The sequence below is a fragment of the Halegenticoccus soli genome, assembly GCF_002844195.1.
GTDB lineage: Archaea > Halobacteriota > Halobacteria > Halobacteriales > Haloferacaceae > Halegenticoccus > Halegenticoccus soli.
Genome location: NZ_PEND01000002.1, coordinates 466,876 through 479,025 on the forward strand (window position 1 = coordinate 466,876; position 12,150 = coordinate 479,025).

9 protein-coding genes are annotated in these 12,150 nt (G+C 70.5%); 3 read left to right on the forward strand and 6 right to left on the reverse strand.

Features of this window, described 5'->3' with window-relative positions; all coding sequences use genetic code 11:
- Positions 1–6: 6 nt before the first annotated feature.
- The 5 genes from CNO20_RS07345 to CNO20_RS07365 form a co-directional block, all read right to left on the reverse strand.
- Positions 7–429 carry an NUDIX hydrolase gene (locus CNO20_RS07345; protein WP_101295479.1) on the reverse strand — a complete coding sequence of 141 codons (423 nt, stop codon included), beginning with the start codon at positions 427–429 and terminating at the stop codon, positions 7–9.
- Positions 426–3,242: a DNA mismatch repair protein MutS gene (gene mutS / locus CNO20_RS07350; protein ID WP_101295480.1), complete on the reverse strand. Its 2,817-nt coding sequence runs from the start codon at positions 3,240–3,242 to the stop codon at positions 426–428. Before mutS ends, CNO20_RS07345 begins: the two co-directional genes overlap by 4 nt.
- Before the next feature lie 141 nt (positions 3,243–3,383).
- Complete coding sequence (locus CNO20_RS07355; protein WP_101295481.1) at positions 3,384–4,688, reverse strand: LVIVD repeat-containing protein; 1,305 nt, start codon at positions 4,686–4,688, stop codon at positions 3,384–3,386.
- Positions 4,689–4,840: 152 nt separating this feature from the next.
- Positions 4,841–6,244 carry a bifunctional hydroxymethylpyrimidine kinase/phosphomethylpyrimidine kinase gene (thiD, locus tag CNO20_RS07360; protein ID WP_199174755.1) on the reverse strand — a complete coding sequence of 468 codons (1,404 nt, stop codon included), beginning with the start codon at positions 6,242–6,244 and terminating at the stop codon, positions 4,841–4,843.
- Entirely contained in the window at positions 6,244–7,287 is a 1,044-nt protein-coding gene (locus CNO20_RS07365) for an AIR synthase family protein (protein ID WP_101295483.1), read from the reverse strand. Before CNO20_RS07365 ends, thiD begins: the two co-directional genes overlap by 1 nt.
- Before the next feature lie 143 nt (positions 7,288–7,430).
- On the opposite strand from CNO20_RS07365, the gene CNO20_RS07370 reads away from it, so the two are divergent.
- Positions 7,431–7,889 (forward strand): DUF6789 family protein, encoded by a 459-nt coding sequence (locus CNO20_RS07370; protein WP_101295484.1) that lies wholly within the window; start codon positions 7,431–7,433, stop codon positions 7,887–7,889.
- 128 nt (positions 7,890–8,017) lie between these two features.
- Positions 8,018–9,760 (forward strand): cbb3-type cytochrome c oxidase subunit I, encoded by a 1,743-nt coding sequence (locus CNO20_RS07375; RefSeq protein WP_199174756.1) that lies wholly within the window; start codon positions 8,018–8,020, stop codon positions 9,758–9,760.
- Positions 9,761–9,827: 67 nt separating this feature from the next.
- Here CNO20_RS07375 and CNO20_RS07380 read toward each other — a convergent pair whose 3' ends face one another.
- A complete protein-coding gene (locus tag CNO20_RS07380; RefSeq protein WP_101295485.1) occupies positions 9,828–10,463 on the reverse strand; it encodes a DsbA family oxidoreductase in 636 nt (211 codons plus the stop codon).
- Between the two features lie 322 nt (positions 10,464–10,785).
- On the opposite strand from CNO20_RS07380, the gene CNO20_RS07385 reads away from it, so the two are divergent.
- Positions 10,786–12,114 carry a hypothetical protein gene (locus tag CNO20_RS07385; RefSeq protein WP_101295486.1) on the forward strand — a complete coding sequence of 443 codons (1,329 nt, stop codon included), beginning with the start codon at positions 10,786–10,788 and terminating at the stop codon, positions 12,112–12,114.
- Positions 12,115–12,150 lie beyond the last annotated feature (36 nt).

The following is a 12,150-nucleotide window of genomic DNA, read 5'->3' on the forward strand; positions in this document are numbered from 1 at the left end:
CGTCGCTCACGGCTCCACCTCCGCCTCGACTTCCGCCTCCAGCGCCCGTTCGAGCGCCGCCCGCTGCTGCCGCGTCGAGAGCCGGTCGCCGATCGCCGCCTCCGGCTCCTCCCACACCCAGTCCGTGTGTTCGTCGCTCAGCGTCACGGTCCGGTCGTCGGCCGCGCAGCGGTAGACGACGGAAAAGCGCCCCTTCCCGCGGTCGTTCAGCCAGGCGGCGGTGTACACGGGTGGGCCGACTTCGACCCCGAGGCCGGTCTCCTCGCGAACCTCGCGCAGCAACCCCTCGCGGACGGTTTCGTCGCGTCCGATGCGCCCGCCCGGGAACTCCCACGCGTCGTCACCGTCGCGGAGCAGCAGCACGTCGCCGCCGGGGCCGAACAGCGCCGCCTTCTGCGTGACCGTCGCGCGGAGGGGCTCGTCCGTCATCGGCCGTCTCCCCCCTCGTCGGCCAGCTTCGACTGCCACTCCTGCACCCGGGCCATCAGCTCGATCGGCGACACCTCGTTGACGTTCGTGCCGGCGAGGTCGGCGAGCACGCCGTCCGCGCCGTCGCCGTAGCGGTCGCGGAGGTCGTCGCTCGCCGACTCCCGGTCCGAAACCGAACCGGCTTCAGTCTCTGCGGCGCGGGTCGGGCGCGTTCCGTCGGGTCCGCCCGCGCCGTCCGCTCTGCCAGCGCCGTTCGTTCGGCTGCCGGCCGTCGCGCCGTCGCCGGCGGCCGGCTTGAAGCTCCCCGATCCGAGGTCGAACACGGCCTGCACCGGCTCGCCCTCGCCGCTTCCCTTCGCCTCGATGGCCTTCTCGGCGCGGAGCTTGTCGAGCACGTCCGCCGCCCGGTCGACCACCGGCTTCGGCACGCCCGCGAGGTCCGCGACGTGAATCCCGTAGCTCCTGTCGGTCGGTCCCTCCCGGACGGTGCGCAGGAACGTCACCTCGCCGTCGCGTTCGTCCGCCGCGACGTGGACGTTCCGGACCCGCTCCAGGTGGTCCGCGAGCGTCGTCAGCTCGTGGTAGTGCGTCGCGAAGAGCGTCTTCGCGCGCACCTCGTTGTGCAGGTACTCCGTCGCGGCCCACGCGATCGAGATGCCGTCGTACGTCGACGTGCCGCGGCCCACCTCGTCGAGGATGACGAGCGAGTCCTCGGTGGCCGAGTGGAGGATGTTCGAGAGCTCCTGCATCTCGACCATGAACGTCGAGCGCCCCTGCGCGAGCTCGTCGAGCGCGCCGACCCGGGTGTAGATGCCGTCGACGAGGCCGATCGTCGCCGACCGGGCCGGGACGAAGCTCCCCACCTGCGCGAGCAGCGTGATGAGCGCCGCCTGCCGCATGTACGTCGACTTGCCGCTCATGTTCGGCCCGGTGACGATGAGGAAGCCGCGGCCGCCGTCCGCACCCTCGGCGGCGCGCTCCGAACCGGCGGCGTCGCCGACCCCGTCCATGTGCAGGTCGTTCGGAACGAACTCCGTCGTCCGCTCGACGACCGGGTGGCGGCCGGCTTCGATGCGGAGCGGCCCGGGCTCCGTCAGCTCCGGCCGGACCCAGCTGTTGCCCGCCGCGTGCGCGGCGAGCGAGGCCAGCGCGTCGACCTCCGCGAGCGCCCGCCCCACGTCCTGCAGCAGGGCGGCCCGCTCCGCGACGCGTTCGCGGAGATCGCAGAAGAGCTCGTATTCGAGGTCGCCGCGGGACTCTTCGAGCCGCAGCACCTCGCGCTCGCGTTCCTCCAGCTCGTCGGTGACGTACCGCTTCGAGTTCTTCAGCGTCTTGATCTCCCGGAACTCCTCGGGCACCCGGTCGGCCTGCGACCGGCCGACCTGGATGTAGAATCCGTCCGTCTTGTTCCGGTCGACCGTCACGTGGTGGACGCCGTACCGCGACTTCACGCGCTCTTCGAGGGTGTCGAGCCACCGCTTCGCGTCCTCGTGGCGCTCGATGAGTTCGTCGAGGCCGTCGTCGTAGCCCCGCTCGAACAGCCCGCCCTGCGTCACGGTCTTCGGCGGATCCTCTGCGAGCGCGTCGGCGAGCTCGTCGCGCAGCTCGCGGGCGGCCTCTCGATCCGGTCGGTCGATCACCTCGGCGAGCGGCGAGTCGGCGAGTTCGGTCCCCTCGATCGCCTCCGCGAGCGCCGGGAGGATCGCGAGCGTGTCCCGGATCGACAGCAGGTCGTGCGCGCCCGCGCTCCCGCTGGCCGTGCGGCTCGCCAGCCGTTCGAGGTCGTACGCGCCGTCGAGCGCGTCTCGGACGCGCTTGCGAGCGAGGGCCGCCGACGCCAGCGCCTCCACGCAGTCCTGCCGCCGCTCGATCTCCGGCAGCGACCGCGTCGGGCGCGTCAGCCACTCCCGAAGCAGCCGGCCGCCGGGGCTCGTGACGGTGTGGTCGAGCGCGTCGAGCAGCGACCCCTCGCGCCGACCCTGCATCGTCTCCGTGAGTTCGAGGTTGCGCTGGGTCGTGGCGTCGAGTTCGACGTGGTCGCTCGTCCGGTACGCCTGCAGGCGGGTCATCGATCGGGCGACGCCGACGCCCGTCTCCTCGACGTACGACAGCGCCGCGCCGGCCGCCCGGACCGCGTCCTCGGCGTCGAGGCCGACGCTGTCGAGCGTCCGATCGCCGAACTGCTCGGTCAGGGCGTGCCGCGCCCGCCCGGGCGCGAAGCTCTCTGCGTCGTGCAGCGACAGCGACGCGTCGGTTCCCTCGCGGAGCGCCGCGAGGAAGCCGTCGTCGCTCCGGAGCGTCGGGCCGGGGAGGACCTCGACGGGGTCGAACCGGTACAGTTCGGCGTGCGCGTCGTTCTCGGTGTCGGCCGCCGTGACGAGAAACCGGCCGGTGGTGATGTCGGCGAAGGCGAGCCCGTACGTCCCGTCGTCGTCCCTGACGACGGCCGCGAGGTACTGCGCCTCGGCGTCGGTCGTCTCCAGGAGGGTGCCCGGCGTGACGACGCGCGTGATCGACCGGGCGAGGTCGCCGTCGTCGGTCTCGTACTGGTCCGCGACGGCGACCCGGTAGCCGCGCTCGACGAGGGCCTTGAGGTACGGCGTCAGGTCGTCAACCGGGACGCCGGCCATCGGGTACGAGGAGCCGTGGGAGGACTTCTGCGAGACCTTGAGGTCGAGTTCCGTGCCGACCGTCTCGGCGTCGTCGGCGAAGAACTCGTAGAAGTCGCCGCACTGCATCGCCAGGAGGTCGGCGGCGGTCTCCTCCTTGAGGGCGAGGAACTGCCCGACGATCCCCTGTCCCTGTGCGCTCATACGTCACAACGAGTCGCCGTCGGGTAAAACGCTGTGGGTTCCGCGCGTTCCGAACCGCGCGACCGCGCGCTCCTGCCCGATCGATCCGGGGGTGAAATCCACGGCGACTCCGACGGGTGAGCCGCTCGGTTCCCCGTCCCCTCAGAGCGGCGATTGCATCGTCGGTTCCAGCACGTCGTACGGGTCGAGCGTTTCGTCCGCTCCCCAGTGCTGCTCGCCGGGGGTGTCGTGGTTCAGTTCGAGCACCGTGAGGCCCTTCCCGATGTCGCTGCCGACGGTGTAGCGGGTCGGCCCCTCAGTCGGCAGATCCACGGCCGCCCAGTAGGCGGTTCCGGGGGGCGCGAACGCCGCGAGTTCCCGCGGGTTCGTCGGGTCCTCGATGTCGTACGCCCGGAGACCGCCCTGGTAGAACGAGGCGAACAGCTTCGAGTCGGTGACGTCGAAGTTGTGGCTGGTTCGCAGGGCGTCCGTCGGGCGCTCCGGCGCCGGGACGTAGCCGACGTGCCCCTCGTAAGGGGAGCCCGGCGTCGAGTCGGTCGAGACGTCGCTCGTGTCGAAGATCCGGATCCCGCCGTGGTCGCCGGGGATCGCGGTGTCTTCGAACGGCCCGGGGAACGTCTCCGCGCCGACGAGCGTGTAGTCCCCGTCGGGCGTCGGCCGGACGTAGTGGGCGTTCGTCTTCTCGCCGCCGAGGTACCGACGGTACCGCTCGGCCGTGTCGGCCGGTTTCTCCCCGGCGTCCGCCGCCGCCCCGAAGTGCGCCACGGCGGTCGGATCGGTCGGGTCGGTCACGTCGGCGACGACGACCCCCGCGTCCCAGAAACACATGTACGCGAGGCCGTCCTGCACGTAGATGTCGTGGATAGGGTTGATGCCGGCCTCCGCCATGTCCTCGTGTGCGTCGCGGAGCATCCACGCGCCCTCGGAGCCCCGCTCGTCGCCTTCGAGGCTCACGGGGTTCTCGGGGTCGCTAATGTCGACGACGACCATCCGCGAGTGCTCGAAGTCGTCGTTGACGCAGAGGTACGCGTAGTCGCCGTCGAGAAAGCAGTTGTGAACGCCGCTCGCGGCGTCGTAGAAGGACAGTTCGACGGGCGTCGTCGGGTCGCCCACGTCGAAGAACGTCACCCCGCCGGCGCTTCCGTCGTCCGCGAGGCCGGCGACGTCGCCGTCGACCTTGACGTCCTTGTTGTCGTCGCCGCGACCGGGCGCGACGCCGCCCACGACGGGGAGCGTCGGGTCGCTCAAGTCGACTGTCGCGATGGCCGCGCCGTTCGCCGTGTACGCCCAGTCGCCCTGGACGACGACCTCCTGAACCCCGGCGTCGAGCGCCTCGCCGACGAGTTCGTAGTTCCAGGTCGATTCCGCTGACGCCGCGCTCGACAGCGTCAGACCGCCGAACGCAGCACCGGTCGCCTTGATGAAGTCGCGTCTCTCGTAGCGCATGATCGTTCCCTTCGAGTCGGGTTTCGCCGCCGAACGCGCCGGCGCGAGCCGGTCGGCCCGCCCGAACGTTGTTTCGCCGGATACAGTCCCGATAAAATGATAGTGATATTAATTCCACCGGCCGCCAGTCGATCGAATCGCGGTTCGATTCTCTACGCGTCGGCGGATTCGACGGCGTCGCACAGCGTCAGCGTCCGCTCGACCAGCGTTTCGACGTCGGACGCGAGCAGTTTCACGATGGCCTCCTTGCCGACCTCGCCGCGGTCGATCACGGCCGCCGGGGACTCGTCGGCGCTCTCGAAGGCCTTCCGCGCGCCCCACTGCATCGTGCTCCCCTCGCGCTCCTTCACCGCCGCCGGCTCCGCCGCGCGGTCGAACTCCGACGTCGGCCCGTCGAGCGCCGCCAGCGCGTCCTCCACGTCGTCGTCGAACCGGCAGTTCACCGCGAAGCGGATCGATGGGTCGACCTCGCGGGCCGCGAGGAGGAACCGCGCCACGTGGCTCGACGCGCCCAGGCGGACGCCGCGGTTCGGCTTGACGCCGGAGAGCGTCCGGGTTATCCGCCCCTCGACGGCGGCGGTTTCCGGGACCGCCTCGGCGTAGGGCGTCGCCCCGACGACGTTCATGCCCACCTCGGGGACGAGCGCGCTCACGTCCCGGTCGACGAACCGCTCGACGATCCCCTCGACCCGCTCGATCGTTCGGTGGCGGTCGGCCTCCTCCCGGAGCGCGACGAGGTGGTGGACCGCGCCAGGACCCTCGCCCACGTCGAGCGAGTACCTGACCGCGCGCTCCATGAAGGAGACGCTCGCGGCGACCGCCGCGTCGAGCGGCTCGCCGAGGGCCAGGCGCGAGGCGATCGCGCTCGCGAGGGTGCAACCCGACCCGTGGCTCGCCTCGGTGTCGATCCGCGGGTGCTCGAACCGTTCGACCCCCTCTTCGGTCGCGAGCGTGTCGATCACGGTTTCGCCGCCGAGGTGGGATCCCCGAGACGATATATCGTCGTCGAGGTGTCCGCCCTTCACGAGCGCCGCCTCGACGCCCGTCTCCAGGAGCGCCTCGCCCACCTCCCGGGCCGACTCGGCGTCGGTCACGTCGACGCCCGCGAGCACCGCGGCCTCGTCGGCGTTCGGGGTGACGAGCGTCGCCTCCCCGAGCAGGTCGCCGTAGGCGTCCTCGGCCTCTTCGGTGAGCAGCCGGTCGCCGGAGGCGGCCACCATCACGGGGTCGACCACGACGGGGCCCTCGAAGTCCGCGAGGAGCTCCGTCACCGCCTCGATCACCTCCCGCGTCGCCAGCATCCCCGTCTTGACCGCGCCGAGGTCGAAGTCCTCGGCGACGGCCTCGTACTGGGCGCGGATCTCCTCGACCGGCAGGACGAACGAGGACCGCACGCCGCGCGTGTTCTGCGCCGTCGTCGCCGTGATCACGGAGGTGCCGAAGACGCCGTGGGCCTCCATCGTCTTCAGGTCCGCCTGGACGCCCGCGCCGCCGCCGGAGTCGCTTCCGGCGATCGTCAGCGCCGCGGGCGGTCTGACGGGAGCGGCCTTCCGCATCACTCGCTCTCCCCGTCGTCGCCTTCCTCGGCCAGCCTGCCCATGTACTCCTCGAACGCGCCCCAGAACGGGTCGACCTCGGGGTGGTCGACGGGCTCGCCGTCGACGCGGAGGCCGGACCCGTCGCGGACCTCGCCCGCGACGGCCGCCGGGATCCCCTCGTCGTCGAGGGCGGCGACCACCTCGTCCGCGCCGTCCGGATCGACCGCGAGCAGGAGCGTCCCCTCGCTGATCGACTTCCAGGGGTCGATGCCGAAGAACTCGCAGGCTTCGCGCACGCCCGGCAGCACCGGGATCGCGTCGCGGTCGACGTCGATTCCGACGCCCGCGGCGCGGGCCATCTCGTAGAGGCCGCCGTAAATGCCGCACTCGGTGGCGTCGTGCATCGCGGTCACCGGGCCGGCCGACGCCGCGACGAGCGCGTCCCTGACGGGGCTCATGTCGTAGAAGCGATCCTTCGCGGCCTCGACGACCTCGTCGTCCAGCGCCCCCATGAGCGGCTCGAACTGGATGGACATGAGCCCGGTCGCTTCCACCGCCGGCCCCTTCGTGACGATCACGGCGTCGCCGACGCGCGCCCCGTCGGGCCGGACGAGGTCGTCGGGGTCGCCGACGGCGATGCTCGTCGCGCCGCCGACCATCGGGTAGTTACAGCCCGCGTAGCGCGCCGTGTGCCCGGTGACGACGGCGACGCCGAGGTCGCGGGCCTCCCGGTCGAACGTCTCCAGCACCGTCCGGATCTGCTCGTCCGTGATCTCCGGCGGGAGGTTGAAATCGACGCTCAGGTGCGTCGGCGCCAGGCCCGAGACGGACACGTCGCTCACGAGGATGTGGAAGGCGAACCACGCCGCCCGCTCGAAGCCCAGCGAGGGCATGATGAACACGGGATCCGTCGCCAGCGCGACCGCCCGCCCGCCGACCTCCATCACGCCGAAGTCGACCCCGTGTTTCGGGCCGAGCGTCACGTCCTCGCGGTCCGCCCCGAGGTTCGGGTAGACGTACTCGTCGAAGAACGCGCGGTCGATCTTTCCGAGTTCGGTCATACCGAGTGGTATCGGAGGGTGATACTTAGCCGTAGTGGTCGGGAAAGCGGCGCGTCGGCGGCCGAACCGTCGAAACCGCCGCTCCGGGGCGAACGCGCCGTCCGGTGCGGAGATTTTTAACGCCCCCGCGCGTTCTACCGCTCATGAATCGCCCATTCAGTGCCATCGCAGGTGGCGTGGCCGGTATCTCGCTGATGTCGGTCCTGCTGCTCCTCCTGGAGGTCGAAACCCGCGAGGCGATCGGGCTGTTCGCCGCCGTCGCGCGGTTCGTCGGCATGCCCGGGAACCTCTTTCTGGGGTTCGTCATTTTCCTCCTCGCCGGCGCGGTCGCGTGGCCGCTTCTGTTCCTCGCCCTGGAGGACTACCTCCCGGGCGGACCGGACCCGGCGACGCGCGGCATGGCGTTCGCGTCGATCCTCTGGATCGCGTTCGTGGTCGCCGGACGGGGGGACATAAGCGGCGCGCTGTTCGTCGTCTACGCGGGGCTCACGCTCGTCGCCCACCTGGCCTACGGGTTCACGCTCGGCGCGGTGTACGCGCGGCTGTCGTCGGGCGACGAGTCGAGAGGCGAGCAGACCGGCTCGTTCGAGGCGTCCCGCTGACGACCGTCTCGAACGACCGTGTGCGTTCGAGAACCGCTCGAATCGAGGCCGAGAGAGTAGTTATTTCCCTCCCCGGTTCATAGTGCGCGCATGGTCCTCGGGACTCCGGTACGCAGGACGTGGTCCCCGTGGTAACGCTTCTCTCCGGGCTGCTGGCCGTCACGGCGCTGCTGTTCGTCCTCGCCGTCGCGGCGATCCACCGCGACGGCTGGCGAGGGGACGTCGCGTCCGACGGCGGGTACCTCCCCGGCACGATCTTCGAGCGCGAGAAGCCGGCGGGCTTCTACCGCTGGCTGACGACCGTCGACCACAAGGACATCGGCATCATGTACATCCTGTTCGGCGTCGCCGCCGGGCTGTGGGGCGCGACCGACGGGATGATGATCCGGGCGGAGCTTTTCACCCCGACGACGGACATCTGGAACGCCGAAACCTACAACGCGGTCTTCACGATGCACGGGCTCACGATGCTCCTCTTCATGGTGACGCCCGTGTTCACGGGGGTCGCGAACTACTTCGTGCCGATCCTCGTCGACGCCGACGACATGGCGTTCCCGCGGATCAACGCCATCGCCTTCTGGCTCCTCCCGCCGTCGCTGCTGCTCGCCCGCGGGGGGCTCATAACGGAGGTGATCGGGAAGGTTCTCGCGGCGGTCGGCCTCCAGCTCGACGTGCTGTTCGCGCTCGAACCGCCGGCGATCGGGTGGACGATGTACACCCCGCTGTCGGCGCAGATGGTCAACCCCCAGATCGACCTGCTCCTGCTCGGACTCCACCTGAGCGGGCTCGCCACGGTGATGGGCGCGATCAACATCATCGTCACCATCTTCACCGAACGCAGTGAGGAGGTCACCTGGGCCAACCTCGACATCTTCTCGTGGACGATGCTCACCACGAGCGGGCTCATCGTGTTCGCCTTCCCCGTGCTGGGGAGCGCGCTGCTCATGCTGCTCCTGGACCGCAACTTCGGGACGACGTTCTTCGCGGTCGACGGCGGCGGGCCGATCCTCTGGCAGCACCTGTTCTGGTTCTTCGGCCATCCCGAGGTGTACATCCTCGTCCTGCCCGCGTTCGGGCTCGTCAGCCTCATCCTCCCGAAGTTCGCGGGACGGCGGCTGTTCGGGTTCAAGTTCATAGTCTACTCGACGCTCGCGATCGGCGTGCTCTCGTTCGGCGTGTGGGCCCACCACATGTTCACGACCGGTATCGATCCGCGGCTCCGCGCCAGCTTCATGGCGATCTCCATCGCCATCGCGATCCCGAGCGCCGTCAAAACGTTCAACTGGATGGCCACGCTGTGGGGCGGGCGGGTTCGGCTCACCGCCCCGATGATCTTTTGCGTCGGGGGCATCGGCCTCTTCATCGTGGGCGGGGTCACGGGGATCTTCCTGGCGTCGATCCCGGTCGACCTCGTGCTGCACGACACCTACTACGTGGTCGGCCACTTCCACTTCATCGTGGTCGGGATCATCGCGTTCGCGATGTTCGCCGCCAACTACTACTGGTTCCCGCTGCTCACGGGCCGGATGTACGATCAGACGCTCGGGCGCATCCACGCGTATCTGAGCATCGTCGGCGTGTTCCTCACGTTCATGCCCCTGCTTCTGGTCGGGCAGCTCGGCCTCCCGCGCCGGTACGCGTCGTACCCCGCGGAGTTCGTCTTCGTCTCGCTCCAGCAGGTGGCGACGGTCGGCGCGTTCATCCTCGGGCTGAGCCTCATCATCTGGATGGTGAACATGGTGCAGTCGTACCGGCTGGGGCACATCGTGACCGACGCGGACGTGTGGGACCTCAAGGCGACGGGGCAGTTCACCCGCGAGTGGCAGTGGTTCGAAAAGCGCCTCGAAGAGCGGACGCGGATGCGCCGGTGAGTCGGCGGTGACGCGTCGGTGACGCGTCCGCCCCGTCGGCGCTGATCGGCCGCCGGACGGGTTCCGATCAGACGCCCTCGACGAGCCGTTTCAGCTGCTCCGGCGGAACCGCACCGCGCGCCGCGTAGCCGTCGTAGGCGAACGTGGGCACGCCCGTGACGCCTCGCTGCTGCGCTTCGCGGAAGCGCGCGTTCACCTCCTCGCGGAGCGTCCCGTCGTCGAGCGCCGAGCGGATCTCGTCGCCGTCGACGCCCGCGTCGTCCGCCAGCTCCGCGAGCAGCTCCTCGTCGCCGATGTCCCTTCCCTCCCGCCACAGCGCCTCGAAGATCGCGACGTCGAAGTCCAGCCACGTCTCGTACGGGTAGTGTTCCTTGACGTAGTACGAGGCGATCTGCGCGGGAAGCGAGTCGACGTCGGTTGCGAGGTCCTGCTCCATGTCGACCCCGTACCGCTCCCGAAGCCGGCGCACGTTCTGTCTGGCCTGCTCGTAGTACTGGTCGTCCTTCCCGTCGGCGGCGGAGTGGTCGATCTCGCCGTCCGGCCCCCGCTTCTGACTTCGGAGGTCGAACGGGTGCCAGTCCACCTCCAGTTCCTCCTCCCTCGATTCCTGGTACTGTCGCAGGGAGCGACGCCCGAGATAACAGAACGGGCACACGTAATCCGAGTACACCGTGATCCGCTCCTCGTCCCGTTGTTCCGACATGGTACCGCGTCGTAGTCGCCGACCGTAAAAGAGGCCGATCCGGAAGTGCGGCGCGGCCGCACGAGCGCGGTCGCGTCGGCCACGGCCCACCGCCCGCCGGTCCGCGGTGCCTCGCCTCTCTTCCACCCTTCGTGACCTCGATCTCTTCCGCCCCTCGTGGCCCTCATCTCTCTCTCGCGTCTCGTGACCCTCGCCTCTCTCGCGCCCCTCGTCGCTCTCGCCTCCGTTTCCGATCCTCGCGGCCGGTCGCGTCACGAATGTCATCCGATTCAAAAGTCGGCGAAGGCTGATTATCCCCCGGAACGAACGACCGGGCACTTCGATGCCGAGCGTCCGCACGTGGGTCGTCCTGGTCGTCGTCGCCGCGAGCCTCGCCACCGCCGGATACGTCGAGGGGCCGTACCAGCGGACCGCGCCGGACGAGCCCCGCGAGACGGTGCCGGACCGGCGGCTGGTCGAACCGCGGGACAACGGGAGCCACTTCTGGCCGTACACGAGCAAGCGGCGGTCGATCGACGGCCGGACGCTGGCGATCAACGTGGTGGTCCGCGGCGATCCGGAGACGACGCGGCGGGCGCTGACCGAGCGGACGTCCATCGAGTGGAACCGGACGACCGAAAACGAGACGGACGCGACCGCGGGGGCCCACTCCGCCGACGCGGTCGAGGTCACGGACGACGGCGTCGACTGGGACGACGCGCGCGGCTCGACCCGGTACACCTACGTCGACGTCGACGGGGACGGCGAGGGGCGGTGGCTCGCGGAGAGCTACCAGCTCCACACCGGCGCGTACCTCGGCTCGCGGTACCACATCCGCGCGTACGCCGACCCGGACGGCGAGTGGACCGCGATGCAGGCCCACCAGGAGTACTGGGACTGGTTCAGGCTCCGCCACACCGTCACGGGCGTCCAGCCCGCGGGCCGAGCCGTCGAGTCGGACTTCATCGACGAACCCTACGTGGCGGACGTCCAGCGGGTGTACCACGGCAAGCGCGGCGGCGGCAGCGACGGCTGGATGACCGTCGTGGAGCTCGCGCTCACGGTCGTCGCGGTCGGGTCGCTTCGTCCGCGAGCGGGACGGGGTCCCGCTCGCGTGGCCCGGGGGACGCTTCGCGTCCCTCGCTGTCCGCGCCGAGCCGCCGCGGGCTCGATCGAGCGCGTCCGCCGGGACCTCCCGTCGCCGGCGCGCGTCCGCGGGGAGGTCGTCGCGGCGGTGGCCGAGCACGGCCGCCGGGCGACGCTCTTTCTCGCGCTGGCGGGGCTGTATCTCGGCGTCCGGGCGGCCGGGATCGCGCTCGAAGGAGCCCTGCCGCGCGTCTCTCCGAAGATATTCGCCGCGTTCCTGTACCCGGTGCTCGCGGTCGGGACGCCGGTTCTCGCGGCCGGGATCGCGCGCCCGATCGACTCCACCGCCGCGTTCGTCCTGTCGATCGCGGGGCTCGGAACCGCGATCGTCCTCGACTTCGGCGCGCTCGGCGTTACGGCGCTTCCCGTGCCGCTCGTCCTGCACCGCGTCGCGCTGCTCGTCTCGCTCGGCCTGATCGCCGCCGGGGCGGCGAAGCGCGACGCGGGCGAGGGGCGGACGGTCGCGGCGCTCGGCGCGGTCGGCTGGGTCGCGTGCCTGGCGCTCCCGCTGTTCGGCGCGCTGTGACGGGACGAGGCGGAACTCGGACGACGGAGCGGAGCG

Excerpts from the sequence above, each read along its gene's own strand:
- CNO20_RS07370 (WP_101295484.1), top strand. The coding sequence starts at position 7,431 with ATGAATCGCCCATTCAGTGCCATCGCAGGTGGCGTGGCCGGTATCTCG.
- CNO20_RS07385 (WP_101295486.1), top strand. The coding sequence starts at position 10,786 with ATGCCGAGCGTCCGCACGTGGGTCGTCCTGGTCGTCGTCGCCGCGAGC.
- CNO20_RS07365 (WP_101295483.1), bottom strand. The coding sequence starts at position 7,287 with ATGACCGAACTCGGAAAGATCGACCGCGCGTTCTTCGACGAGTACGTC.
- CNO20_RS07355 (WP_101295481.1), bottom strand. The coding sequence starts at position 4,688 with ATGCGCTACGAGAGACGCGACTTCATCAAGGCGACCGGTGCTGCGTTC.
- mutS (WP_101295480.1), bottom strand. The coding sequence starts at position 3,242 with ATGAGCGCACAGGGACAGGGGATCGTCGGGCAGTTCCTCGCCCTCAAG.
- thiD (WP_199174755.1), bottom strand. The coding sequence starts at position 6,244 with ATGCGGAAGGCCGCTCCCGTCAGACCGCCCGCGGCGCTGACGATCGCC.
- CNO20_RS07380 (WP_101295485.1), bottom strand. The coding sequence starts at position 10,463 with ATGTCGGAACAACGGGACGAGGAGCGGATCACGGTGTACTCGGATTAC.
- CNO20_RS07345 (WP_101295479.1), bottom strand. The coding sequence starts at position 429 with ATGACGGACGAGCCCCTCCGCGCGACGGTCACGCAGAAGGCGGCGCTG.